Origin of the sequence: Alteromonas confluentis (assembly GCF_001757105.1) — a bacterium.
GTDB lineage: Bacteria > Pseudomonadota > Gammaproteobacteria > Enterobacterales > Alteromonadaceae > Alteromonas > Alteromonas confluentis.
On sequence record NZ_MDHN01000037.1, the window covers coordinates 115115 to 140884 of the forward strand.

Annotated in this window: 20 protein-coding genes; 7 read left to right on the forward strand and 13 right to left on the reverse strand. The window is 49.5% G+C overall.

The window, feature by feature from the left end; all coding sequences use genetic code 11:
- Positions 1-30 precede the first annotated feature (30 nt).
- Positions 31-2733 (reverse strand): exo-rhamnogalacturonan lyase family protein, encoded by a 2703-nt coding sequence (locus BFC18_RS15640; protein ID WP_070126490.1) that lies wholly within the window; start codon positions 2731-2733, stop codon positions 31-33.
- Between the two features lie 165 nt (positions 2734-2898).
- Here BFC18_RS15640 and BFC18_RS15645 point away from each other — a divergent pair, with 165 nt between their 5' ends.
- Both BFC18_RS15645 and BFC18_RS15650 read left to right on the forward strand, forming a co-directional pair.
- The gene (locus BFC18_RS15645) at positions 2899-3660 is read left to right on the forward strand and encodes a DUF1961 family protein (RefSeq protein WP_070126491.1); all 762 of its coding nucleotides are present in this window, start codon (positions 2899-2901) and stop codon (positions 3658-3660) included.
- 38 nt (positions 3661-3698) lie between these two features.
- Complete coding sequence (locus BFC18_RS15650; RefSeq protein WP_070126492.1) at positions 3699-3917, forward strand: hypothetical protein; 219 nt, start codon at positions 3699-3701, stop codon at positions 3915-3917.
- An 8-nt stretch (positions 3918-3925) separates the two neighbouring features.
- Here the strand turns inward: BFC18_RS15650 and BFC18_RS22055 are convergent, their stop codons facing one another.
- Positions 3926-4060 carry a hypothetical protein gene (locus BFC18_RS22055; RefSeq protein ID WP_281182433.1) on the reverse strand — a complete coding sequence of 45 codons (135 nt, stop codon included), beginning with the start codon at positions 4058-4060 and terminating at the stop codon, positions 3926-3928.
- A gap of 308 nt (positions 4061-4368) precedes the next feature.
- On the opposite strand from BFC18_RS22055, the gene BFC18_RS15655 reads away from it, so the two are divergent.
- On the forward strand, positions 4369-4548 hold the full coding sequence (locus BFC18_RS15655) for an oxidoreductase-like domain-containing protein (protein ID WP_070126603.1): 180 nt from the start codon (positions 4369-4371) through the stop codon (positions 4546-4548).
- A 45-nt stretch (positions 4549-4593) separates the two neighbouring features.
- On the opposite strand, the gene BFC18_RS15660 is transcribed toward BFC18_RS15655, so the two are convergent.
- Entirely contained in the window at positions 4594-5031 is a 438-nt protein-coding gene (locus tag BFC18_RS15660; RefSeq protein ID WP_070126493.1) for a hypothetical protein, read from the reverse strand.
- 174 nt (positions 5032-5205) lie between these two features.
- Entirely contained in the window at positions 5206-6084 is an 879-nt protein-coding gene (locus BFC18_RS15665) for a LysR family transcriptional regulator (protein WP_070126494.1), read from the reverse strand.
- Positions 6085-6193: 109 nt separating this feature from the next.
- Between BFC18_RS15665 and BFC18_RS15670 the strand changes: the two genes are divergently transcribed.
- Entirely contained in the window at positions 6194-7102 is a 909-nt protein-coding gene (locus tag BFC18_RS15670) for a DMT family transporter (protein ID WP_211481040.1), read from the forward strand.
- Positions 7103-7197: 95 nt separating this feature from the next.
- Here BFC18_RS15670 and BFC18_RS15675 read toward each other — a convergent pair whose 3' ends face one another.
- From BFC18_RS15675 to BFC18_RS15705, 7 genes are all read right to left on the reverse strand, one after another.
- Positions 7198-8250 (reverse strand): aromatic ring-hydroxylating oxygenase subunit alpha, encoded by a 1053-nt coding sequence (locus BFC18_RS15675; protein WP_070126495.1) that lies wholly within the window; start codon positions 8248-8250, stop codon positions 7198-7200.
- A gap of 175 nt (positions 8251-8425) precedes the next feature.
- Positions 8426-8740, reverse strand: a complete 315-nt coding sequence (gene rhaM, locus BFC18_RS15680) for an L-rhamnose mutarotase (protein WP_070126496.1) — start codon at positions 8738-8740, stop codon at positions 8426-8428.
- Between the two features lie 169 nt (positions 8741-8909).
- Positions 8910-11927 carry a TonB-dependent receptor gene (locus tag BFC18_RS15685; protein ID WP_070126497.1) on the reverse strand — a complete coding sequence of 1006 codons (3018 nt, stop codon included), beginning with the start codon at positions 11925-11927 and terminating at the stop codon, positions 8910-8912.
- A gap of 571 nt (positions 11928-12498) precedes the next feature.
- Positions 12499-13347 (reverse strand): sugar phosphate isomerase/epimerase family protein, encoded by an 849-nt coding sequence (locus BFC18_RS15690; RefSeq protein ID WP_070126498.1) that lies wholly within the window; start codon positions 13345-13347, stop codon positions 12499-12501.
- A 2-nt stretch (positions 13348-13349) separates the two neighbouring features.
- Positions 13350-14846 (reverse strand): rhamnogalacturonan acetylesterase, encoded by a 1497-nt coding sequence (locus BFC18_RS15695; RefSeq protein ID WP_170826614.1) that lies wholly within the window; start codon positions 14844-14846, stop codon positions 13350-13352.
- Between the two features lie 65 nt (positions 14847-14911).
- Entirely contained in the window at positions 14912-16951 is a 2040-nt protein-coding gene (locus BFC18_RS15700) for a GDSL-type esterase/lipase family protein (protein WP_070126500.1), read from the reverse strand.
- 59 nt (positions 16952-17010) lie between these two features.
- On the reverse strand, positions 17011-18069 hold the full coding sequence (locus BFC18_RS15705) for a glycoside hydrolase family protein (protein WP_211481041.1): 1059 nt from the start codon (positions 18067-18069) through the stop codon (positions 17011-17013).
- Between the two features lie 195 nt (positions 18070-18264).
- On the opposite strand from BFC18_RS15705, the gene parC reads away from it, so the two are divergent.
- The 3 genes from parC (at position 18265) to BFC18_RS15720 (ending at position 23351) form a co-directional block, all read left to right on the forward strand.
- Positions 18265-20553 carry a DNA topoisomerase IV subunit A gene (parC, locus tag BFC18_RS15710; protein ID WP_070126501.1) on the forward strand — a complete coding sequence of 763 codons (2289 nt, stop codon included), beginning with the start codon at positions 18265-18267 and terminating at the stop codon, positions 20551-20553.
- A gap of 109 nt (positions 20554-20662) precedes the next feature.
- Positions 20663-21199: a heme NO-binding domain-containing protein gene (locus tag BFC18_RS15715; RefSeq protein ID WP_070126502.1), complete on the forward strand. Its 537-nt coding sequence runs from the start codon at positions 20663-20665 to the stop codon at positions 21197-21199.
- Between the two features lie 4 nt (positions 21200-21203).
- A complete protein-coding gene (locus BFC18_RS15720; protein ID WP_070126503.1) occupies positions 21204-23351 on the forward strand; it encodes a putative bifunctional diguanylate cyclase/phosphodiesterase in 2148 nt (715 codons plus the stop codon).
- A gap of 105 nt (positions 23352-23456) precedes the next feature.
- Here BFC18_RS15720 and BFC18_RS15725 read toward each other — a convergent pair whose 3' ends face one another.
- Together BFC18_RS15725 and astD are read right to left on the reverse strand one after the other, a co-directional pair.
- Positions 23457-24263 carry a DUF1338 domain-containing protein gene (locus BFC18_RS15725; RefSeq protein ID WP_070126504.1) on the reverse strand — a complete coding sequence of 269 codons (807 nt, stop codon included), beginning with the start codon at positions 24261-24263 and terminating at the stop codon, positions 23457-23459.
- Positions 24264-24285: 22 nt separating this feature from the next.
- On the reverse strand, positions 24286-25755 hold the full coding sequence (gene astD / locus BFC18_RS15730; RefSeq protein WP_070126505.1) for a succinylglutamate-semialdehyde dehydrogenase: 1470 nt from the start codon (positions 25753-25755) through the stop codon (positions 24286-24288).
- Between the last annotated feature and the right edge of the window lie 15 nt (positions 25756-25770).

The window sequence follows — 25770 nt, forward strand, 5'->3', positions numbered from 1 at the left end:
TCACTTCACACACTCCGTTGTTCGATCGACCTATAACGCTGATTTAACAAGCGCTATATTTTGAATGGCAGCAAGGCCCCATTGGGCGGCGTCGTTAGTAGACACCCAAGCCGCTTCTTCAACTGGATTTAGCACATTTGGTCCGTATACCCCTGTAGTTCCTATGGTCTTTTCGCCTCCCCACTCTTTAGCAAACTCTTGCCATGCGCGCTTAGCGAGGGCTGGGTCGTTTTCTTGTACAGCTACGTAGGCGGTAAGACGAGAATGGGCAACGGTCAGGCTATTGCCTCGCATACGTTTACCCAGTACGGCTTCCTGCTCTGCCGCGGGGGCGCTGTAAAGCCGGCCATATTTCAACCATGCCGCTTTATATTCAGGTACATCCAACAGTTGATTCAGCTCGGTGGACATTTCGATTAAGCCGAACACAGAGCTTAAATGTGATAGCCCTGGTTCTTTTTCAGGGTAAGGCACCAGTTCCTGCTTCTCCACGTCATAGCCGAAGGCGCCGGCAAAGAATCCCTGCGGATGATTACCAATGACTTTCATGGCGTTTTCCAGGCGTAGCCGGTACTTGTCGTCGCCGGTGCGCTCCCAGGCCGTTAGCCAGTTAGCGGCCGCTGAGCCCCAATCCGTTCCGCCGCCCATTTTGGCAATATTCGGAATGGGATTGCTGCTGTCTACCTTTCGGGTCGCGTTCAGCGCGCCCAGCGCTTTGTCTGCATCGGTAACTTCGCTAAGCACATCACCGGTACGTTCATCGCCGGTAAGGAAATAGTGGAAGCGACGATAAGACGAGGTGCTGATCCGCAGCTGTTTGGCGCTGCAACCCCAGTGTTGTACATTGTGTCGTGTGCCTAAACCCTTAAAGCGACCTGCGTGGTAAATGTCTACGTCGCGGTTGTGGCGGGTCATCCGTTCGGCCAGATGGAAAGTCGTCGGGTCGCCGGTGCGCAGGAACGAATACCACAGCCAGAGATCCGGTGATAATTCCGAATTATCCCAGGCATAACCACCTATGTCGTAGCGCCATACATGGCGATCGGCATCGTAGGTGTGCATGATGTCGCCGAAGTTCCAAAAGCCATACCAGTGGCGCTGGTCTACCTGCCCTGCATAGTATTCCACTTGCCAGGCAAGTCGATCTTCAATCTTTTTAAGCGCCGGTGTAGAGCTATCTGGCAGGCTCCATAAACCGCCAAATACGTTAGCGTTCAGATAATCCTCTGGTGCTGCAATGAGACGTGCAGGATGGCGGATACTTTGTGCCATGTGAATGGTATCGTCCCGTGATGGCGTGCTGTCCATAATGGCCAGGGTGAACTCTGTGGTACGGGCAATACCGTGGGCATCGCCGAAGCCCGGCTCGTAATCTTCGTAGGTAATATTCAGCGCGTCGAGCTGCTTTTCGTAGGTGTTCTGGCCCATGCCGTCATGATAAAAACGTACATCCATGGCCGGTGCTTCCGGTGAGTAAAACCAGATGGTGGCAGTGGACACATCATGCCCGGTGTCGCGTAAATCAATCTGCACGGGGTGCAGTTGCCAGAAGTCACGCATGCCAAACAGCACGCCGCCACTCACACCGCCGAGATAGCCCACGCCGCTGGCACGATGGCCTTGATCAGAACCGATCCAGCCGTGACCGGCTTTGGTGCGCTTTCGAATTTCAAAGCCATTGGCGTTAATCTGCGTGAGGGTGATGTCGTTCCACACCGGAATGTAGTGCATACGGCTGCTAACACGTTCATCCCACTCTGAAAGTGGTGGCGTGGCGACACCGGCAATTTGTGCCTGACGTACCGCTTCGCCCGGATCACGGCGCAAACCCGTAATGCCTTTCACCGCTTCTCCCCAGAGGCCCTTATTTTCACCTACCAAACGTAGATGTCGGTTGTACAGTTCATCCCTTTGAACCACTTCAAAGCGCAGACCCAGCCCGCTGATAAAGTCGCTTTCGGCGTTACCGTCGAAGATAAATGAATGCGTGAGTTGCACAGTTTCGCCACCGGCAAAGGCATATAAGCGCAGTGTAAACGGTAGCCATTCGCGACCATTCGCTGTGCGGTTAGTGCCGGTTATTTTAATTACCGCTCTGACCGGCCCCTGCTGCTCGACTTCTGCGCTGATGATCCGGGATTCAAAATGTTCATCCTGGTTACCATTCTCCGGGGCATCCCGGCGCATGCCCACAAGATGCGCATTACGACCGATTTCCTTGTTTCCGCGGAATAATGATGTGATGAGCGCGCTGCCTGATTGCGGCACGGTAAAGCGGATAACACCGGTATCCACAACAATACTGTTGCTCTCACGGTTTACAGACACCGCCTGCTGAGGCGCAGCGGGCTTGCCTTTGATAATTTTGCACGCTTCGCCGGTTACTGCGTTGGCTGGAATGGCATGGGCGGTCCATTTCACCGAGCCGTCTGGCCAATAGGCGGTTACCCAGGTTTGAAGTGGAATCGGGTTACCCTCGGCGCTGATCAGTGACAGCGGCGTGTCTTTTGCCAGTTCGCCTTCAGGCCATGGGTAACCGAAGGTGGCACCTGGCTGATAAGAAGGGACTGCGCCCTCCAGCCAGCTTAACGTGCCCGGCATCCGTGATGGTGTTTTTACGGCTTGGGTTGCAGCAGCCTGTCCAGCTACCGTTGATGAACAGCCCATGGCAGTCATGGCGAGGGGTACAGAGGCCACCATGCTGCTGTTTTTTATAAATTGTCTTCTGTCCATAAAGCGTCCTTAAATCCAAATTTGGAACAAAAAAATATTAACCGCTTGTTAAACTTTGCTTAACTTCTATCATACGCGAATGGAAATAACACCATTTGACCGAAACTGATTCATTATGAGTTAACTAAGAGTTTCAAATATGGATTTTTCAAAGGGCGTGGAGTGATGAAGAGACAATTCTGGCAAACCCTGTTGGTGGCATTTATTGGTTTGTTTTGCCTTTTTGGTTGTGCGCAGCAATCGGTGCTCGTTGGTAGGGGAGCGATTAAAGGCGAGCTCATATACCAGAACTCACTAAGCAGTAGGACTGATGTCAGCGACTGGGTAATGGAAGGCGAAGGAGAGGTATCCTTTGAAAACGGCTGGATGCAAATGTGGTCGCCGGATGAAGCGTCTCATCATGTGTTCTGGATGCCGAAAAAGCTGCCGCAGAGCTTTATTGCTGAATGGGATGCCCAGGCGCTGAAGACGGATGCCGGCCTGGTGATCGTTTTCTTTGCCGCAAAAGGCGTGAACGGTGAAAGCATTTTCGACCCGTCGCTACCGCCCCGGGACGGCACATTCAGTCAGTACACCGAAGGTCAGCTCCGCAGTTATCACATCTCCTATTACGCTAATGCCGCACATAATCCGGCTCGCGGTCATGCAAATTTGCGCAAGAACAATACCTTCTCGTTACTGCAAACCGGTGAAGTAGGCATTTCCACGTTCGACAGAACGGTTCAGCGGGTTCGTCTGGAAAAAATCAGTAACCATATAAAGCTGTTTATTAACGACAGAAAGGTTATTGATTACATAGACGACAAGCCTGTTATTGACGGTGTAAATACTGGCAAGCCACTCGACGACGGTCATTTAGGCTTCCGACAAATGCAGTGGACCCGGTTTCAGTATCGTAATTTAGTGATTTGGGAGGTGGCGAACTAGCTATTCCTACAGACGCTCTTTATCAATGGAAAGATTTGGTGCCCACCTATGAGCGCCGTCTTACCCACATCGCTTCCGTGACGTTGAAGCATATTGATGTGGGCAAGACGAGCTACCTCTGCAAGATTGACGGTCAGGCAGAGTTGCCGGTTCAGAATATCCGGCTGGTCGACGTAAAAGCGGGCTCTTTGAACGAGGAAGCAATACAGAATAAAAACGTTATCGGATTTGCGCTTTCGCTCTCAGGCAGTCATTGAGATGGTTATTAGAAAATTACGGTTTCAATAACCACCAGTGCAACAACACCGGTTAACACACAGTATAAGTTTGGATCAGTTAACTTTGCTTTTAGCCAGTGGCTGAAGCGGAATGAAACGTGGTTTTGTAACGTCTGTGCCATAACAATACCCTTCTGAAAAATCTGCTCACGCAGGGAAAGATGAATTATTAGTCAGTTTTAGCACGGCGAAGATAGCTCGCGTATTAGTCAAAAGACTAAAATTTAACGTATTATTCACAAACGCTGCACGTCACGTGCAGTATGGCTTAAAGATAGGGTGAACTATTTTGTGAATGTCTATTTCTATCGGCATTGCCATTGATTAATCACAAATTGATTGCTCACACATAGTCGCTATTCGAAGGGCCTATTTGCTGAATAATTCATCTCGCCACATACTGAAATTTTATTTGATTCTGGGAATGGTGATGGAGCAACCTCAACCGCCTGAAAAACCGGAAAGTGATGACTGCTGCGGAAGTGGTTCATGTTATCAGTGCGTGTGGGATGTGTATTATGAAAAGCGCGCGGCATGGAAAGAAGCAATACGCGAGTCGGAAGAGGCGCCGGCCGTAAACGGCGTTAATTGCTCAGAGAGCATCACTTAGCCGGGCGGCCGGAAAAAGTAATTTCACATCGACGCTAGCTCTAGATCAGGTGTTAATTCTTATCTTGTCAAACGTTTCTTCACCAATAATAGCGCGAAGGTGGGCTTTCAGTTCGGCCTCTTTGTAAGGAAACGAAAGATCATAGCCGCGACCGTTATTATTTAATATCACGCCCAGATAATGATGGGCAAAGTTCAGCGCGTGAATATCTCTGACACCGATTTTCAACGGCTCTTCTTTAAGCTTATAAATCTGATTAAACACTACCACTTCGCCTTCTCGCTCGATGAGCGTATCCAAAGGAAATTTACTTCGGTGGCGCTCACTTCGAAGGTAGCTGAAGCCAAGAAAAACCAGCCCAGCGGAGCCAAGTGCTGCTCCGGTAGAGACTCCGTTGTCAGCCAGAAGGGTAGTAATAAACAGGGCCACCATGACGATGACAAACGCGAAATAACCCAGTTTCAGTGTTTTTAAATTCTTCATAACAATCCTTGTTCTACTTACATTGCTAATCATTAGCGAATAATCGGCGGCTCAAATTTAGTTTTGCACAAGCGTTGCGCATTCTCAATGGGAATGCATTGGGCGCGTAACCAGGATTTAATTTTTCTTATATTGGAAAAAGTGTCTGAGTGCTTCGACACTGCTTCAACAAAATTACTTTAATAAATGCGTTAACAATAAAGCACTTAAGCGGCTGGGCTCGGTATGTTTTTGTACGCATAGTTTTAAGTCTCGCTTTGACCAAACCTCATCCACTTCAAGAATATGAATGCCCAGATCAGCGTGCCCGGTTACTGAGTCATGGGGCACAAGGGCGATGCCTACGTTCGACGCGACCATCCGGCACACCGCATCGAAGCTTTTCACCTGGGCTCTTATATTCAGATGTTTATTGATTAAGGCGGCCTTGTTCATCGTAAATGTATGGATGGCAGAACCCTGATTTAAAATGACGAAGGGAAAATCCACGGCTTGTTCAAACCTAATCCGGCTAAATTCTGAAAGTGCATGATGCTTTGGCACTATCATCACTAATCGGTCTGTCTTGTAGGGATAAAGTAAAACGTCGATATTGAGATCTTGTTCTGCAACGATGCCTATTTCGATTTCGCCAGAGGCAACGGCCGCTGCTATTTCTTCACTACTGTGTTCTTCCAGAATCAATTTAACATTTGGGTACTGTTCCAGAAATTCAGCCAGGTCGTCGGGCAAATAGGTGTGAATAGCATTGGTATTGGCCCATAGCTTGATATGGGTTTGTACACTTTCTGTGTAAGGAAATATCTCCGACTGCATCTGCTCTAAGGTTGCCAGTGCTTTTTTGCCGTGGCGAAGAACGATTTCACCTGCTTTCGTTAATTTTACTCCTCGGGCCTCACGGATAAGTAATTGCGCTCCCAGGTTACGCTCAAGCAATTTAATTCTGTGGCTGGCAGATGAGGGCGCCAGAAATACGGTCTCGGCTCCTTTCGTGAGATTTCCGTTGTCTGCAATTGCAACGAGTAACCGCAAATCTGTCAGGTCAAATTTCATAAATACCCTAGCGTTCGTCTATGACGAATAGTTGGTGGTGATTAAGCAATTTTCATCGCGTATCTGAATGTGGCATCTTACCGCCGTTTTTAGACATAAGGACACGCATGTGAAGCTTCGATTTTGGCAGGATAAAGCCAGTCTGGGTATGGCTTTAGCCGTTTTATCTGCCCTGGGATTCTCATTTAAAGCTATTTTTGTAAAACAAGCCTACGTCGTCGCGCCGGTAGAACCGGTGATACTTCTAAGTTTACGAATGCTCTACTCTTTGCCGTTCTTTTTAATGATAAGCCTTCCTGCCTTACAGAATATTAAAACGCTATCTCTGCGTGAATTGTTTTTACTTGTCTGCATTGGGATTGCCGGGTATTACGGCGCATCCATTTTAGATTTTATAGGGCTACAGTACATATCGGCGGGGCTGGAAAGAATTATTCTGTTTTCGTATCCCATTCTGACTATTATCCTGGGCGTTTTCTTTCTTGGTCATCGTTTTGATAAACGGCTATTGGTGCCAATGGGCTTGTGTACCTTTGGTGTTGTTTGCGCGTGTATCAGTGATATTCAGGTAGGCAATAACGAGAGCCACATATGGCTTGGCATCATGCTGGTTACCGGCTCAGCGATTTGCTATGCCTTTTACCAGGCATTTTCAGAGCCGATGATAGAACGGCTAGGCGCAAAGGCATTCTCAATATTGGCTATGCTGGTATCGGTTATCGCGGTAGAGCTGCACTTTTTTAGCCAGCTACCGCTTTCTGACTTAAAGCAACCCCCAGAGATATACGTGCAATGCGCGATGATGGCGATATTCTCTACGGTGTTGCCGGTCTTTTTTCAATCCAGCGCCATTAAATATATCGGTGCTGCAAGGGCAGTACTGGTGAGTACCATTGGGCCTGCGCTGACACTTGTCTTTGGATGGCTCATTTTAGGAGAAGCCATAACATTGCTGCAGGTGAGCGGTATGTTACTGGTGCTGGTTGGCGTGTTGACTATTAAGAGCAAACGAACTTAGGAGAGATTTATGAACGCACTCTTTGTGTACGGAACGTTGCGACAAGGGTTTCCCAACGAACATATTCTTACTCAGATTCAGGGTGCTCCAATAAATTAGTCTGCGTTGACGAAGCGATAAAATTCCGCCACACCGGCTTCGAGAAACGTATCTACCGGCCCGTGTTCGTCTTCACCATTGCGATATAGCGCTTCTCTGCCTTGTTCCAGAATGGTACAGGCGGTTTCATCCTCCGCTGCCGTTTCCATATAGGCTTCACGCTCGGCGGTAAAATACTCTGGTGCAGCCTCATGCAGAGCTTTCGAGTAGAAAAACTCCACGTGATTAATACAGTGCCGGGGGCCATCAGGATAGATGGTGCTGACTACCAGAACGCCCGGATACCACTCAATCATGATATTCGGATAAATAAAGCACCAGATAGCACCGTAGCGGGGCAGGTTTCCGTTGAAGTGAGTCAGAAAGGCATTCTGATAATGACGGTAATTCGGCGTGGTGGCCTTTTGCAGGTCGGAACCCAGGCCCACTTTCTGTACCGAGTAATCGCTGCTAAATGCCCACTCCAAATCGTCGGCTTTCACAAACTGTTTCAGCCCCGGATGCATGGAAAATACGTGGTAGTTTTCCAGGTAAATTTCAACAAAGCTTTTCCAGTTAAACGCGTAGCGAGTGGTGTCCAGTTCGGCGAAGAAATACTCATCAAAATTGATATAGCTATCGAGACCCAGCGCACTGAGATCCATGTCTGGTGCCCGGCCGCGAAACAGCATGCCGTTCCAGTTGGTCAGCGTTTCTTTTTTCAGTGCACCCTGATGCTTTTGCTGCATGTAGGGCGTACCCCGCAGCGTGCCCTGATTATCGTATCCCCAGCAGTGCAGCTTACAGATGATATTGCGCGTGCGTCCTGCGCCTTCCAGCAGTTTAGCCTGACGGTGCAGGCATACATTCGATATCAGATCGTAATTATCGCCCTGATTAAACAGCACGTATCGATCAGAAAAATGAGGCAACACCTGGTAACTGAACTTCTCCGGCACCATCAGTGAATGGCCGGCATACTGCAGCCCGCGCGAAAATGCAGAATCGATTTCGAGTTGGCTGGTTTCGCTATCGAAATAGCTTTTAATGGAAGGATGACGTATTGCCATCTGAGCCTCAGATTAGGTGCTGTTCATTACATCAAATGAACCGATGCACATGGGGAATAATTAAACAGCCTTTTACTCCCCGTTTAACCAGCTGTCAATGGAATCTGCATGAAGGAATTAATGAGCTGTGTCACCTTCACTATCACGGCAGATTCAAATGTTGGTTGTAGTGCTTTTAAGCCAGGTGAAACACCTTATTCAGCGACTGGCTCACCGGGCTGTTATCGTCGTTGTGCTCCATGATGTCACCCATGTACGCCCACCACTTTTTCATCACCGCCTGTTCGGGCAAGGCATCCATATTGTGGTTTGCGGGGCGCTTCAGCGTGGCGAATAGCTGCAGGGTTTCTGGATGCAGGAAGATGGAATAGTCCTCTACACCCGCTTCCTTCAACAATGTGACCAGTTCAGGCCATATTTTATCGTGTCGTTTCTCATATTCCGCTTCAAAGCCGGGCAGTAGCTGCATGACGAAGGCAATGGTTTCCATAGGTTCTCTCTTCTCCGTTTGTGTAAATACAAAAAAGCGATACTGCATTAACGACGCTCTGCGCTGGTGAGCCGCAGTGTTCACAGTGTTCACTGTGATGTCGTTAATACAGTACCACTTTTTGATGGGAAGCCCGCTTAACGGACTCCCCGTTTCGGTTAGCTGTTGATTAAAACTGGTAAGTCACACCAACCGCATATTCACGACCCGACCATTGCATGTCTGACAAGCGGTGTTCACCGGCGTTATACGACTTCACTTCGCCAGTTAAGTTACGGCCATCAGCGTAAACCCGCAGGTTCTCTGTGACATTGAATACAATCTTGGCATCCAGATAACCAGAATCATCTACAAATACCGGGTTACCTGAACGGTCTGCTGGAGACGCCAGATATTCATCACGGTAGTTGTACGCCAGACGAATACTCCATACGTCAGTCTCATAGAACGCGGTGAGGTTGTAGCTGTTTTCAGACTGAGACGGGAACGGCAGTTCTTCACCATTTAGCTGGTTAAACAGGCCTACATCATCCGCAGACATACGGGTATAGTTCACCGCGCCCCCGAAGCCGTCAAACGGGGCGGGTAACCAGGTGAAGGTTGTTGAAGCCTGTAGTTCGATACCCTGGGTTTTTACCCCTGAACCATTCACTTTCTGGCGAACATCCCACAGGCGACCATCACCGAAGAAATCTACATCGTAGCGGGTTTCCGCATTGATGATCCAACTGGTGATATCTTTGACGAAGTAGGCAGCTGACAACACCGAGTTTTCATCCGGGTACCAGTTCAACGCAACGTCGAATTGGGTAGCACGGTATGGATTAAGTGCTGGGTTACCGGCAGAACACACGTTATTGATTTGATCTTCAACAGAGCGGCGTGTTTGGTAAACCGTACAGGTGGCATTCACGTTAAGATCGGTCGTTTTAGGGCGTGACATCACTTTTGCTGCGCCCATGTAAAGTACCAGCTCATTAGGAATAATACCCAGGTTGAGGTTTATACTCGGTAATGTGTCGCTATAATCACCATCTACGGTGCGGCGACCTTCAAACCAATCCGGGCTATCCGGGTCTTCAACACCGGCCAGATCTTCGCCCGTATCAGGGTTTGTCATCACGTTACCGTTTTCATCTAACTGGTCAACGATGATGATTTCACGTACGTCGCCGTTGGCTGCGGTGTCGGTTTCAACATAACGAACACCCACGTTACCCCAAAGGCGCATATCGCCAAAGTAAGTCTCGAAATTACCTTGCAGATAAATTGCCCGGGTTTCTACAGACACATCGTAGTTACCAGAGCGCACGTCGAGATCTTCACGGGTTGTGTTGTCATCTGCGATGGCCTGAATGGCATCGATAAACGGGAATGTGTCTACTGCCTGGTAACTTCCCACCGTATCTACCGGTAAGTCGTAGCCATCAAACAGTTCATCAGACTGGAAGGTATTTCCGGAAATCAAAGCTACCTGATCATCAACAGTCCACTCAACGCCATTGTATTCTTGTCCAACATCCCGAATGATGTTGTATTGCCAGTTGGCATTAACCATATCCTGTTTGGTGTACTGCACACCGGTTAGGATTTTAGTTACAAAGTCAGAATCTGGAATGTAGGTGAAATCCAGTTTCGCCATGGTTTCTTCCGATTCATCATGGCTTGGTGCATATTTATATCGCGAGCGTGAACGGTAGCTTGATGGATCATTCACATCGAAGCTATCTGACATGTCTGTGGGGTCGTCACTGTTGTAGAAGTAACCGTCGTTGAAATTCCACTCCGGCATCCCCTCATCATTTAGCTGCACCGCAATACCGGCAATGCCTTCGGCGGTAATGTGCGTGTCCCGTGAGTCAATATCTTGGGTGGAGTCAGACTTCGATGCCAGACCTTCAAGTGTCCACGTATCGCCATCGTACCGGAATCCTGTTTCAAGAATAGAAGTGGTCTGTTCCCAACCGAATTTCAGTGTACGGTTTGTCACTCCAGCGAGGGCAGTTTCGAAGTAGGTAACGTTGTGTTGGTCATCAACCACTACTGAGTCTGGATTCACTCTGGCTGCTGAACCGGATTCAAGATGCAGGTTAAGGTCGGTAGCCAGCTTATCCCGGTCGTTATAGGTGTAACCGATGTGAGAAGATAAACGGTCGTTCCACTGATACTGAATCATTGCATTCGCACTGATACGGTCTTCTTCACGTCCCCAGATACCATAGCGTGGAATACGTGGTGAAAACTCATACCATTGCTGTTCGCATAGCGTGGGGTCGTCTACGTCAACACAAGCTGCTTGATCGGTTACCCCGGCATATTCGTTCTCGAATGTCTTTTCCGGGCTGTTATCGTAATCATCAAACAGCATCCATTCAGTGTTTCGAATGGCGTGAATCATGGTGTTTTTGGTTTCCGACGTAAGGTTTACCAATAAACCTAGGTCGTCATTAAATTTATATACCCCAACCAAATTGAATCGGTCATTCGGTTCGCCGGTAAGGTCGTTATACTGACCTTCCGCATTTAACGACAGGTAGTTCTCTTCAAATTCGTTAGGCTTACGGGTGTTTACCTGCACGGTACCACCAATACCACCTTCAGTAAGACGGGCTTCTGAGCCCTTAATAACGTCCAAAGAGCGAATCAACTCGGAAGCCATGGCTCGGAAGTCTACGGCACGTTCGCCGCCAAAACCTTGAGCGGATACGTTGTTTACCTCAACCCGTAGCAGGCTGGGTTCAACACCCCGGATACTGATTGATGCACCTTCACCGAAGTCACGGTCAAGCTGAACGCCGGGAATACGCTGCAGGGCTTCACCCACGTTTTTATCTGGGAACTGGCCTACATCTTCGGCGACCAGTGAGTCCATGATAGTACCGCCCATCTTTTTACGGTCGATGGCTCCTCGCTGGCTGGCGCGGATACCTTTCACCTCGATGACTTCGGTTTCGAATTCTTCTTCGTTTTCTTCTGTTGTCGTGGTATTTGCCGTGTCCGCGACTTTAACGCTGTCCTCGCGTTGCTGTTGCGTGTTGTCCTGAGCAAATGCCGGTGCAGTCATGGCCAGTGTGGCGCAGGAACCTGCAATCAACAATTGAGAAATAAGAGTGGCTAGTGGTTTGCGGGCAGTGGCGAGTGTAGGGTACTGACCGGCTTTACTTCTGTTGTCCTTGAAGTTTGTCATTTTAACCTCGATTAGCTGTTATGGCCTGGTTTTGATGTAAGCTTCCGTACATGTTTTTAATATTTTATTTACATCGATCTGGATGGTAATCGTGGGCCAAAATTGCGTCAACATGCCCCAATCATTTCCAATCAAGGGTTTTCATCCCCGCTCACGCGTCAAGATCTTCCGCAACAATTAACCATTAAGTTTCAATAGTGGAATAGAGTGGTTGGTGTCTTAGTTAAAGCTCTGATTTTTAACGTCTTTGCGGTTGTGGGAAAGAGCGAATTTTTACCACTTATCGGGCTCATAGGTTACTCGCCGCAGAATTTCCACGTGAAAATCACCTAAAAACAGCGACAAATAAATTCGTAAAATGTAAAAAAAATTTTAAATATGGAACAAATTAAATGAGGGAAATGCGCAGATGCACTGTGATAACGGCGTTACTTAGGTTTTCCAGAAGCGATTATTTGAATGAAGTTGCGTGTTTATCCTTCGGTAGGTAGGGTACAGAAATTTGGATAAACACGCGTGAGAAAAGGTAAATAAGCGCCTCAGTCGTTCAAAACCGGCACGTAGTTTTTGTTCAGATAGTAAGTTGTGACTGCATGAAATTGAGTACAGATGACACGTTGTTGCAATTGGTGTTTTCCAAAATAACGGGTACGTCGGGCGTGTTGTTCTGAATCCAGCGGAGTAAATAGTGATGATTCATGCTGCCTGTACCTGAGGGCAAATCCCCTTCTTTATTGTGGTTATTAAGCACAAAGTCTTTACTGTGAAATGCGACAATCGCATCACCAAAAAGGTCGAAAGACTTGTCGAGTTCATCCTCTTGCTTTGCCATCATGATTTGTGGGTACAGATTTACCGGATCGTAAATCACCTTCATGTAGGGCGAATTCACCTGCTTCAGCATTTCAGCCATACGCTCTGGCGAATTGATAATGTGGTGATAAGCGACACCCTCTATGCCTACGTTAACCTGATACTTCTCTGCTGTCGCGGCCAGCCTGGATACCGATTCAACCAGATCGTCAAATGCGCTGCCGGTGAGGTTATCCGGATGAAAGGTGCAGTCTGCGTTGCGACTGCCTGTTTCAGTGCCCACTATGTTGCAGCCGAAGGAAGCCGCCAGTTCCAGATGTTTTTCAAACCAGCTTAGCGAGGCTTCCCGGCTTGCCGGATCTGGGTGCACTGGGTTGATATAGCAACCGAGCACGCCTATTTGTAAACCTTTAGCGGCAAACGCATCGCGGGTTCTGTGGGCATAGGCTTTTGTTAATCGTGTCGGTCCTTCTTCAAGATAAGGAAACGATTTTAACGGCGCCAACTGCACGCAGGAAATGGGATATTGGCTAAGATCATCGGCAACCTGCTCTGGTGTGCCAGGGGCGAAATCGTGGGCGCGTACGCCGATGTTAAGATTTTTCATGGTCAGAGCCCCAGCATCGGTTTCAGTCTTTCAGCGACGATTTCAGCGGTCAGTCGGGCACCGCTCTCGCTGGTATGTGTGTGAGCATCACCGAAGTAACTGTCGATTTCTTCATGAGGTTTCCCGTCGTAAGCACTGGCAACAAGCTCATGTAAATCAATAAAGCCAGACTGACTGCTGCGGGCCACACGCTCTGCCCACTGCGGGTAGCTATTTGTAGCCCGGGCAATGCGGAAGCCGTTTTCTTCCCATTTCTTACGGGGCACGGGTGAGCAGATCACGGTGATAACACCGCGAGCTTTTGCTTCACCCACCATCTTGCGAAGGTACCAGCCGTAGGAATGTACGGTTTCCTGTTCGCCCGTAAGCATGTTGTCGATGGTTTCTTCAGCCATGCCCGTACCGCGAATGGTGCCTCTGGCTCTGGAGTCGTCATTCAGCGCACCGGCGTCGTTGTGCCCGAACTGCATCAGCAATATATCGCCGGGCTTCATCATATTCAGTGCCCGCTGCCAGTGTCCGCCAGTAATGAAAGTCCGGCTGCTGAGCCCGCCTACTGCACGGTTAACGAAATTCACGTTTGCATTCGGCAGAAACTCATGAATAAAGTCGCCCCAGCCCCACTGGCCGTTGCTCCCGTCTCCGCGACCATTACGTACCGTTGAATCACCAATAGTGAATATACTGCGCAGTGACGGGTTCTGTACCACCGGCAGGTTCACAAAGGTCCAGCCATAGGCGTCTACCGCCTTACCTTCGGAGGAAAAATAATCGTCTGGCAAAGCAGGGCGCAGGCCTTTCATCGCAGCCACCACCTTCCGGGCGTGAAGCTTCGCGCCTTCGGTATGGAAGTGGGTGTGATCTTTAGGATAGAGGGCTGCAGTTTTTTCACCGCCCAGCGATTCCAGTTCATCTGCTGCCGCGTTGGTCACATCAATAAACGGTGTATTCAGCTCCATTGCCAGCGAATGCATAAAGCCGCCGTATTCACCGGAGCCCCGTTCGATACGCTCGCCTTTCCAGATGTTACGCACGGTGAGCGACAGCAACACAGGCACACCGCCTTTTTTACGTACGTCGCTAACCATTTGGCGAATATAGTGGCCGAAGGAATAAACCCGTTCATCTTTATCGGTCAGCACATTGTGAATGTCACGGTACTCTTCTTCGGTGGTGCGCAATGTACCGCGGGCGCGGGAGTCGTCGTTAACCGGGCTGGCATCGTTATGGCCAAACTGGATAAGCACCATATCGCCGGGTTTGATATCGTCTACCAGTTTCTGCCACAGCCCTTCGGCGATAAACGTGCGGGTACTGCGGCCGCCACGGGCACGGTTGTCGATATGGACTTTGCTTTCATTAAAGAAGTCGCTGAACATAGCGCCCCAGCCCTGATGATCGGCATTCGTATAAGTGGCAGCGGTAGAGTCTCCGGCAATAAAGATAGTGGCGGGTGAAAGTGTTTCGGCTTCTTTACTGTGCGCTGATGCGCTAAACATTAACATTGCTGACAACGAGAATAGAAAGTACGTAAGAAAACGAAAATGCTGTGATGAATTCATGGTTACTGACCTGTTCCTTGTTTAGCCGTTGCACGTAAATAGTGTGTCAGTGGCAACTGCTGGCGTTTGATTTCCTCAATAACAAAACCTGCGAAGGTGAGTGCGCCCGGTTGGTTTGTGTGGGTTTTGTCTTTCTCTACAAAAAAGGTTTGCGCGTTCTTCTGGCCGAGCTTGATGGCCCAGTCATTGGTCACCGACATTAAATCGATGTATGGCACATCATTCTGCCTGGCGATTTTGGGAAGTTCGTTGCGTAGTACGAGGTCGCCGTAAGTATGCTGTTCGGTTAGTTCAATGCCGTGGTTTCTGATCATGGGGGAAATCAGCACCGGGTGCGCGCCTTTGCCAATAATGGTCTCCAGCAACCCATTCATGCGACTTACATAGACGTCTCTGGGGTTTTTTTTGTCATTGTGACCCAGCTGAATAAGCACCCAGTCATTCGGTTGGATCTGCCCCGCCATTTGCTGCCAAAGCACGCCATCTGGAACTGAAAACGCCTCGGTACCTTCGCCGCTGTCGGCGTAGTTCACTACGGTGATGGTAGGGCCGAACCAGGCTGGTAGTATTTGTCCCCAACCACTGTAGCGTTGTTCTGCAGGCTTCAGCCATTGGCGCGTCTGGTCGGCAACCGTGGAGTCGCCAATAATGAACAATGAACGGGTATGTGCTTTCTTCGTTACATCAATGCCGCTGATTTCGCTGAGAGATTGGGTCAGAATAACATTAAGACCATCCACATTGGGTTCGTCGATGTCCTGTATCGGTTGGCCCTCTGCATCACGCACGTTCACTGCAAGATGAAGCACTGGCGCACTCTGCTCTGTAACTTCCGGCGCATACATCAGTCGACGGCTCTCGGCGTAAACCGATGAGAACTTACTGCTGGTGGTAATTGCAACACCATAGTTACCGGAACTCGTTGATAGCTGGCAGGAGAGAGGTTCACCGGTACAAACTTCCTGAAGTTGCGCCGGGGTGAAGTGGGTGGTGTTGTCGCCGTATGCGTCAATCAATTGCTGAAGCTCTGCCTCGGCCACTCCAAGCACACTACCATGGCGGGTGCCTGCGGGTAGATTCAGGCTGGACGTCTTATCTTCCCAGGTTTTGAAATCCTTGGTGAACATGGCACCAAATTGATGATTCATGTAGGCATCGAAGTACACCATGTAGCCTTGTACACCGTTAAGCGTGAGCGGCAAGATGGTGGGGCCTTCCACCCATAATCCATCAGGCGAGAACGCTTTTGAATTCAGACTCCAGGGGCCGGAGATTGAATCGCTGAACGCGGCATGCAGTCGCTTCGCTGCTGGATATCGCGTTTCGTCTTTAACCAGCATGACATAGCCGTTATCTACCGGTGTGATTGTCGCATCAATGACGTTGAAGTCGGGTTGGTAGTACAGTTCAGTGTCTGAGTATGCTTTGAAATCAGCGGTGCGGGTGGCGTAAATGCGGTGATCCCAGCCTTTATCCGCTTTCGCTTCGGTGTCTGGATAAGTGCCTGGAAGGGTAGTTGCCCAGAAAATCAGATAGTTTTGCGCATCGTTGTCCCAGATGATTTCTGGCGCCCAGGCATTTCTTGCAGAAGGGTAATCCTGCATTACAGGTACAAACTGCTGGTCACTCCAATTTACTAAGTCCTGTGAGTGGGCTACGCCAATGCCGTCATCCTGCCAACCTGATGTCCACACCATGTGAAATCCGTCCACGCCGCGAATAAGCGTGGGATCGCGCATAAGCTTAGTGCCTACGGCGGGGGGCAGCACCGATTCATCGTTATTCAGCGCAGTCCAGTTAAGGCCGTTTCGGCTGTAAGCCAGATGTAAGCCGTCTTCTCCGTTGCCGCGAAATGAGGCGAACAGATAAGCGGGATAATCTACTTGTGCTTGAACGTCATGGTTTTCTTGCGTTTGCGAGCAACCAATAACAGTGGTGAGTACACTGAAAGCGGTCAGGGTCTTGAACACCTTGATTAACGAAAAGTCAGAACGCATAGATTTCACATCATGATTAATAATAAGTCGGTCAAATTCAATCACGGCTCTTCACATGTCGTAAACAACTATGAGAGATTAATTTCACATATGAACCGAGGGTTTTATTTTTCAGGTAGAGTTATGAAGGTGGGCGCATTTCTGTCGGTGGAAATTTTGCCGTTATTCATGATTAACTCCGTCACCTGGATACTGCTACGACGTGACGCAACGTTATCTTTGTTGGCGTTGTCACCAATGCGGCCGCCGTGGGTGAAATAGAACAGGTAGGCGCGACCATTTTCCACAACAACGTCGGGATGGCCGCCATTGATGCCGTCATCCTTGCCGGTACCCGGTTCGCCTAGCAGATATCCGGGTTGTTGTTGCCACTGCATAAGATCATCAGAACGGTATACGGCTAATCCCCGCCATGCGTCGACAATCAGCCACCAGTAACCTTGCCAGCGAAAGGCTACCGGGCCTTCGCCACGGCTGGCCAAGGCCGCTTTGCCTTTGTCTTGCCAATGAAACAAATCGCCACTATCAGCAAAATACACCGATTTACCGTCAGGTTCGTTGTTGTAGAACATGCGATAGCCGCCTTCTGGCAGAGCAATCACATCGGCATCAATCACTTTCTCATTCGCCAGTGATAACGTGGACTGATGGTGCCATTCGAGCATATCTGAACTGGTCAGGTGGGCGATGGTGCGGGGATGTTTCCAGTCGCTAAATATGCCGGGCACAATGGTGAGGTACATGTGCCATTGCGTACCATCGAAAAATACATCCGGTGCCCAGTAGGTTATTTCATCCGGTGATGTTGTGGGGTAGTGAATAACCGCATTCGTTTTGTATTTCCAGGTGACACCACCGTCAGACGATTCTGCGATGCCAATAGGCGTACCGTGCACCCACTCTACGCCGTCTGGAGACTGCATATTGGCTCGTCGATTGGTGTAATACATAAACCAGGTTTTGGTGAGAGGGTTCCACAATACCGTGGGGTCGGCCGCGCCGTCGTAAATGGGGTCACGATAAAGTGGTGTTGGTGCTGGCTGAGTATTTACCATTTGCTGCTGGGTGTTGCGGGCGTTAAAGCTACACGCGAAAAGCAGAGTAGCGGCAAGCAAAAGACTAAGCTTTGTAAGAAGGCGAGCAGGCATAGGTTCCTTGATCATTTTGTTCTGTCCTATGCGCGAGTGTAGAGTGAACGTGAAACTGCCAGCAAGTCGTTCAAATCGCCATCGTCGGTTAGTTTCAATTGTGAAATTCCGCTTATGCAGGCATACCGCCTTCCGGCATATTGCGCTTCGGCATTGATTGGCTCACAATGGCTCAAAAGCAGTGAATCATCTACATAACGAAAAGAACGCATGAGCGACGACATAATTATCAACCGGGACGGTATTGAGCAGATGCCGATGCGCCGGTTTACCGAAGACGCCTACCTCAATTATTCCATGTACGTTATTATGGATCGGGCGCTACCACATATTTCTGATGGCTTAAAACCCGTTCAACGACGCATTATCTATGCGATGTCTGACCTGGGGTTATCGGCCACCGCCAAGTATAAAAAATCCGCCAGAACCGTGGGTGACGTATTGGGTAAATTCCACCCACACGGCGATTCCGCCTGTTACGAAGCCATGGTTCTGATGGCGCAGCCGTTTTCGTACCGCTACCCGCTGGTGGATGGTCAGGGCAACTGGGGTGCACCGGATGATCCCAAGTCGTTCGCGGCCATGCGTTATACCGAAGCCCGTTTGTCACGCTTCAGTGAAGTGCTGCTTAGGGAATTGGGACAAGGCACCGTTGACTGGGTACCTAACTTCGACGGTACGCTGAACGAGCCAAAAAACCTGCCTGCGCGCTTGCCACACATTCTGCTTAACGGCGTAACCGGTATCGCAGTGGGTATGGCCACCGATATTCCGCCGCATAACGTGCGTGAAGTGGCAAATGCCTGCGCTTTGCTGTTGGATAACAGCAAAGCCGAATTATCAGACCTACTTGAACATGTGCAAGGCCCGGACTTCCCTACCGATGCCGAAATTATTACCCCTCGCAGTGATATACGTAAACTTTACGAAACCGGTCGTGGCTCGGTAAAAATGCGTGCGGTATTCTTGGAAGAGAATGGCGACATCGTTATTACCGCATTGCCTCATCAGGCATCTGGCGCGAAAGTGCTGGAACAAATTGCCGGTCAGATGCAGGCCAAAAAGCTACCCATGGTGAGCGATTTGCGAGACGAATCGGACCATGAAAATCCTTGCCGACTGGTGATCACACCGCGCTCTAACCGGGTCGACACTGAACAGTTAATGCAGCACTTGTTTGCCACCACGGATCTGGAGAAGAGCTACCGGGTAAACCTGAACATGATTGGTCTGGATGGTCGTCCGCAGGTCAAAGATCTGCGTACGATTCTGTCCGAATGGCTGGTTTACCGTAAAGACACTGTTACCCGCCGTCTGCAATATCGCTTAGATAAAGTACTGGCCCGTTTGCATATTCTTGAAGGTTTGATGATTGCCTTCCTGAATATCGACGAAGTGATTGAGATTATCCGTACCTTTGAAGATCCGAAGGCGGAACTCATGCGACGCTTTGAGCTTTCAGACAAGCAGGCTGAAGCTATCCTCGAACTGAAGTTACGTCACCTTGCCAAGCTGGAAGAAATTAAAATTCGTGGTGAGCAGGACGAGTTGGAAGAGGAACGTAAGAAACTGGAAACACTGCTCGGTTCAGACCGTCGCCTGAAAACCCTTATCAAGAAAGAAATTCTTGAAGATGCCGAAAAGTATGGCGATGACCGCCGTTCTCCGCTGGTGGAACGGGGCGAAGCCAAAGCGTTGTCTGAAAAAGAACTTATTCCGTCTGAAGCGGTTACCGTGGTGCTGTCTGAAAAAGGCTGGGCGCGCTGTGCCAAAGGCCACGATGTGGACGCGGAAGGGCTTAGCTACAAATCGGGCGATGGCTATCTTGCCAGCGCCAAAGGCCGTAGCAACCAGCCTGCGGTTTTCCTCGATACCTCGGGGCGAACCTTTTCTTGCGATGCTCATGGGTTACCGTCTGCCCGTAGTCAGGGCGAACCGCTTACCGGGCGTTTCAGCGTGGTTGGTGGCGAGCAATTTACCGATGTGCTGATGGGGGATGAAGAGCAGCGCTACCTGATTGCCTCTGACGCTGGTTACGGCTTCGTGGGCAAATTTGCTGATATGATCAGTAAAAACAAAGCCGGTAAGGCTTTCCTGAGTTTGCCTACCGCCGCAAAAGTGATCACGCCGCAACGGGTAAACCTGATTGAATCCGATTTCTGTCTGGCCATTTCAAACGAAGGCCGCATGCTGCTGTTCCCACTGCGCGACTTGCCAAGCTTATCGAAAGGTAAGGGGAATAAGATTATCAACATTCCTTCTGCCAAGGCGAAAAGCCGTGAAGAATATGTGTGTGCACTCGCCATAGTGCCAGAAGGCGCTTCTGTGAAAGTGGTGGCCGGTAAACGCAGTATGACGCTGTCGCCATCGGACCTGGAGCACTATCACGGTGAACGCGGTCGTCGGGGTAATAAACTCCCACGCGGTTTACAGCGCGTTGATGAAGTGGTGGTTGAATTGCCCAAGGGCGCACAGCCAGAAGAAGAAAGTCAGGAGTAAAATTTCTTAACATGTAATGTAGAAACATACTGAAAATCCGGCCCTTTTAAGTTGTTGAACGCCAACATTCGGCTAAACTCAATTTAGACAGTTTTGAAAGGGTTTGAGTATGCTAGGGGTTGTTTTTACAACATTGATAGAAATGCTTGAAGAAAATGTGTCGCCGGAATTTGCCGATGAGGTAATCACCGAAGCTGAACTGGATAACGATGGCGCTTACACCTCCGTGGGGTACTATCCGTTCAGTGAGATGCAGAAGATCCTCAGCGTTCTGGTGGCGAAAACTGGCAAACCACCTGAAGAACTGCTTCACGGTTTTGGCTATTACCTGTTCGGCCGCTTAGCGCAGTCGCACGGGCAGGTGATGTCCGGAAGCAAGAATCTATTAGATGCACTGAGTGTGCTAGATAACGATATCCATGTTCAGGTAAGAAAGCTTTATCCCGATGCCGATTTGCCTACATTCACTGTTATTTCACGCACCGAGAATACCATGGTGCTGGAATACTACTCAGTGCGTGAGTTAGCGCCGTTGGCTGAAGGATTAATGGATGGTGCGGCTGAATACTTTGGTCAGAAAATAAATCGGGTAACCACGAAATCGGATAAACCTCACACCTACGAGTTTTTAATAACAGTGGAATGAAGACGTGTCTCAACGTGATGCAGAAAAGGAAATTGCAGCGCTACAGCGTCGCCTAAGCAGAGAAAAGGCCGCTCGAGGGCAGGCTGAAAGCCTGCTGAATGAAAAGAGTGAGGCACTTTATGATGCGTTAAAACAAAGTCAAGGCACGGAAAGTCGCTTACGGCTGGCTATGTGGGCCGCTCAGGAATCTTACTGGGAATGGAAGGCTGACTGCGACGAGATCACTATCCGCACCTTTTCATTGCGTTCTGCCCGCGAGTCAAAATGGCAAAGTAACCCCTTCGATTTACTGCAAAAAATTCACGATGAAGATTTAAGCCAACTCCAGTTGCAATGGGCGATTGTGCTACACGGAGGCGAAGATCGTCTTGAGTTTTCATTTCGGTTTCAACGCAAAAAACAGTTTATGTGGATGCGTTTGCGCGGCCGAGTTCTTGAACGAGATGAATTTGGTTCAGCGGTACATATCGTTGGCACAACCCGCGATATAACGAGCGAAAGGGAAGTTGAGCAAACCTTTCATCTGATGGCATCTGCCTTTGCCAGCTCGCGCGAACCCATGCTGGTCCTTGCCAGCGACTACACCATAACCGAATGCAATGGCGCCTTTGTGGGTATGTTGCGCGCTGGTGATAAGCAACGGCTTATCGGCACTTCGCTTCCCTCCATGCTGGTAGATTCTACCCGGCATTTTGCCGCAGTTTCAGGTTCTCAAAGCCGTTTCGAAAGTATTTTGGTCACACCGGATGAGCGAGAAATTCCTGTGGATGTTTCGCTATCCCGATTTGAAAGTCAGTATCAAAAACGGCCTTATGTGATCGCAACCATCCGCGACATTTCCGAACGTAAGTTTAACGAAAACCGTTTACGACAGATGGCGATGCACGATGACCTGACCGGGCTTAATAATCGCAACGGTCTAACCGAGTCGTTGCAGCATATACTACAGGCAGAAAAAGCGTTCAGTTTACTGTTTATCGACCTTGATGGCTTTAAGTTGGTAAACGATGGTGCTGGACACGAAGTCGGGGATGATTGCCTTCGTAGCGTGGCAAGGCTTCTTGAGAGGATTAGGCTCGAAGGCACAATTGTAACCCGTTGGGGAGGGGATGAATTCGTGGTTGTTTTGCCCACGTGTGGCGAAGACACGGCCATGGACATCAGCGAATATATTATCAGTGGTATCGAATCATTGCAGATCATATCGACCAGCACTGAACTTCGATTGTCTGCCAGTGTGGGCATTGCCAGCTACCCGAATGATGGAGAAAGCATAGAGCGCCTAATACAGAACGCGGACGCTGCAATGTACCAGGCGAAAATGGCGGGTAAAGGGCGGGCCAATGTTTATCAACAGGGCTTGTGGGAAAGCATGAAAGCCCAAGTGAGTTTGCTGTCTGATTTGCGCAAGGCCATCGAGCAAGAACGGCTGGATTTTTACGTGCAGGGCAAATACGACATTAAGGGCGTACTGCAATCAGGTGAAATGTTGTGCCGCTGGCATTCTGCCATGCACGGTAATGTTTCCCCTGGCGTTTTTATTCCCCTTGCGGAGGCTAATCAGCTGGATTTCCAGATTGGTCTGATGGCTCTATCCCGGGCCTGCGACTATCTGGAAGTGATGGCAGAACATGGGCTTACCGTACCGCTGGCCGTGAACATTAGTGCAAGTCAGTTACTCGACCCTTTGTTTCCTGCCGAAGCCTCTGAAATCTGCTTTAACCGTAATATTCCGCCCCGCTTAATTGAGATAGAGTTAACCGAATCTATATTCATTCAAAATGAAGAGCGCGCTCTGGCTGCATTGAATGCCTTGCGACAAAGTGGCTTTTCACTCGCGCTGGACGACTTCGGGAGTGGGTTTTCTGCTTTGAGTTATCTCAAAATGTTCGATTTCGACACCGTAAAACTCGACAGAAGTCTGCTTAAAGATATTCATTACAACAAAAAGGCATTGGCGCTGTTTCAGGGAATCATAGCCATGTTGCAGCAACTGAATATACACACGGTCATTGAAGGGGTAGAGCTTGCTGAATATCTTCCCCTGCTTCGTGAGGCAAATGTGAACCTGCTGCAGGGGTTTTATTTTGATAAGCCCGCGCAGTTCAGCGAGTTTATTTTGCGGCTTCCTATGCATCCCACCGTTGAATGATTGCGGCAGCGAATAGAAAAACGGCGGCTATCCGATCCGGTTAAAGGCTAGCCGCCGTTTTGTTTTTTTACTGAGCTACAAACTACTACCTAAAGAGACAAGCTCTTAACGGGCATTCGTGCTTTCAAATATTTTATCCGCTGACGCGGCAACAAATCCCTGGTACAGCTTGCCATCAGGCATAGCATAGCGCTGTGCAAACTCATAGAAGCAGGAAGGAATTTGCAGGGTTTCATCACCCATTTTCACGTTGGCTTTGTCAGCCATGGTGGAAGACTGGGCCAGACACACCTCCTCTCCACCTTTAATTTCGCCACCAGAAGTATTCAGCACAAAACCGGCTTCTTTAAGCAACGTGTTCACATCAACCAGTGACTGGGTCTGTTTCAGGTGGTTAACACTAACTGTGAAGTGGTTGGCCTGAAAACCCCATGCCGCTAGCCAGGCTGCGTATTCTGATTCGTTCAGCAGGGTATCGTAATCTTCCTTCGACAAGTCCCACTGCGGGCCTGAATACAGAAAGGTTTCGGCATTCACCTGCTCGCCGTCCATCTGCTCAACCAGACGGCTGATGATGTCCTGAGCCTGCTGCGATAGTTCACCTACCCGCAATTCACTGATAAACACCTTTGGCTTTGTATCGTCCGGGTGTTCGAAGTGCTTGGCATCGAGTTTTTTAGCTTCAAAATCGTACTGGCCTTTCTCTTCGTAACCTAACGCCAGAAAATGCGCCGCCAACTTGTCGAGGCGGGTTTTATCAAGGTTGAAGGTACGAAAGGCGACGTGGTCGTTGACGATGTCGTCACCGTTTTCTTCGCCGACCAACAGCGCATGAATTTTATGCGCTGATGGTGTGATAGTGACATACTTGTCCCAGAGGCGGGCAAACAACGTATCTACGTTAGTATGCATAGTCTGTGTCCTTGTTATTGGTTTACAGCGTCAGACCCGGGCTCAACGAGCCAGGCAGGGTAACTTTGTCCAGTTCTACAGACGCGACCGGGTAGGCGCAGTAGTCTGCAGCATAGTACGCACTGGCACGGTGGTTACCGCTTTCGCCCACACCACCAAATGGAGCAGCACTGCTTGCACCCGTAATTGGACGGTTCCAGTTAACAATACCGGCACGAATACGCTGGAAGAAATAGCGGTAATCTTCTTCGCTGTCGCCCAGGAAGCCTGCAGACAAACCGTAGCGGGTGTTGTTGGCCTCTTTAATGGCGGCGTCGAAGTCGCTATAACGAATCACTTTCAATAACGGACCAAAATGCTCTTCATCAAGAAGGCTATTCAGAATACCTGTTACATCAATAATACCTGGCGTCGCAAATCCTTTGTTGTCCTCGGGCTGTGTCAGCTCAAGCAGTGTTTCAGCGCCCAGAGCAACCAGTTCCGCTTGGGCGTCGACCATCATTTTTGCAGCTTTGGCAGAGATCATTGCGCCCATGAATGGTTGATCTTCAGCGTCGTATTCACCCACTTTAATTTGTTTGGTCACATCAATCAGACGAGACAGAATGGCATCACCAGCGGTGCCTTCTGGCAGAAACAGACGACGAGAGCAGGTACAACGTTGGCCTGAGGTGACAAATGCTGACTGCACGATGTCGTGAACCGCGGCATCGGTGTCGGCCACGTCTTTAACGACAAGCGGGTTATTGCCGCCCATCTCCAGCGCTAGGATCTTACCCGGGTGACCGGCAAACTGTTCGTGCAAAATCTTACCGGTACGCGAGCTACCGGTGAAGAACAGGCCGTCGATACCCGCATGCGTTGCCAGTGCTTTCCCGGTTTCTACTTCACCTTGAACCAGGTTCAGTACGCCTGCTGGTAAACCGGCTTTTTCCCACAATTGAACCATCAGTTCAGCAACGGCTGGTGTAAGGTCGCTAGGCTTAAATACGATGGTGTTACCCGCCATGAGCGCAGGCACAATGTGACCATTTGGCAGATGGCCAGGAAAGTTATAAGGGCCAAATACCGCTACAACACCGTGAGGCTTGTGGCGGATAAATGCCTGACCTACAGGCATGGGGTTTTCAACCGTACCGGTACGGTCGTGATAGGCTTTTTCAGAAATACCGATCTTGCCGGTCATAGCACCAACTTCGGTTGCTGTTTCCCACTCAGGTTTACCGGTTTCGCGAGCAATCAGCTTGGCTAATTCTGGCTTGTGTTCCGCCAGCAGTTCACCATATTTTTTAATGATAGCCAGACGTTCTTCAAAACTGCGGAATGACCAGTCAGTCAGGGCGGTACGGGCGGCTTCGATGGCAGTGTCTACTTGCTCTGCCGTAGCTGCCTGACCTTCCCAGATAACCTGATCTTTGGCTGGATCGATTGATTTCAGAGCGTGGCCTAGTCCAGCGACCCACTCACCGTTAATAAAGTGCGTAGTTTGCATGAAATTGTCCTGTCG

Excerpts from the sequence above, each read along its gene's own strand:
- BFC18_RS15640 (WP_070126490.1), bottom strand. The coding sequence starts at position 2,733 with ATGGACAGAAGACAATTTATAAAAAACAGCAGCATGGTGGCCTCTGTA.
- BFC18_RS15645 (WP_070126491.1), top strand. The coding sequence starts at position 2,899 with ATGAAGAGACAATTCTGGCAAACCCTGTTGGTGGCATTTATTGGTTTG.
- BFC18_RS22055 (WP_281182433.1), bottom strand. The coding sequence starts at position 4,060 with ATGGCACAGACGTTACAAAACCACGTTTCATTCCGCTTCAGCCACTGG.
- BFC18_RS15655 (WP_070126603.1), top strand. The coding sequence starts at position 4,369 with ATGGAGCAACCTCAACCGCCTGAAAAACCGGAAAGTGATGACTGCTGC.
- BFC18_RS15660 (WP_070126493.1), bottom strand. The coding sequence starts at position 5,031 with ATGAAGAATTTAAAAACACTGAAACTGGGTTATTTCGCGTTTGTCATC.
- BFC18_RS15665 (WP_070126494.1), bottom strand. The coding sequence starts at position 6,084 with ATGAAATTTGACCTGACAGATTTGCGGTTACTCGTTGCAATTGCAGAC.
- BFC18_RS15675 (WP_070126495.1), bottom strand. The coding sequence starts at position 8,250 with ATGGCAATACGTCATCCTTCCATTAAAAGCTATTTCGATAGCGAAACC.
- rhaM (WP_070126496.1), bottom strand. The coding sequence starts at position 8,740 with ATGGAAACCATTGCCTTCGTCATGCAGCTACTGCCCGGCTTTGAAGCG.
- BFC18_RS15685 (WP_070126497.1), bottom strand. The coding sequence starts at position 11,927 with ATGACAAACTTCAAGGACAACAGAAGTAAAGCCGGTCAGTACCCTACA.
- BFC18_RS15690 (WP_070126498.1), bottom strand. The coding sequence starts at position 13,347 with ATGAAAAATCTTAACATCGGCGTACGCGCCCACGATTTCGCCCCTGGC.
- BFC18_RS15695 (WP_170826614.1), bottom strand. The coding sequence starts at position 14,846 with ATGTTTAGCGCATCAGCGCACAGTAAAGAAGCCGAAACACTTTCACCC.
- BFC18_RS15705 (WP_211481041.1), bottom strand. The coding sequence starts at position 18,069 with ATGATCAAGGAACCTATGCCTGCTCGCCTTCTTACAAAGCTTAGTCTT.
- parC (WP_070126501.1), top strand. The coding sequence starts at position 18,265 with ATGAGCGACGACATAATTATCAACCGGGACGGTATTGAGCAGATGCCG.
- BFC18_RS15715 (WP_070126502.1), top strand. The coding sequence starts at position 20,663 with ATGCTAGGGGTTGTTTTTACAACATTGATAGAAATGCTTGAAGAAAAT.
- BFC18_RS15725 (WP_070126504.1), bottom strand. The coding sequence starts at position 24,263 with ATGCATACTAACGTAGATACGTTGTTTGCCCGCCTCTGGGACAAGTAT.
- astD (WP_070126505.1), bottom strand. The coding sequence starts at position 25,755 with ATGCAAACTACGCACTTTATTAACGGTGAGTGGGTCGCTGGACTAGGC.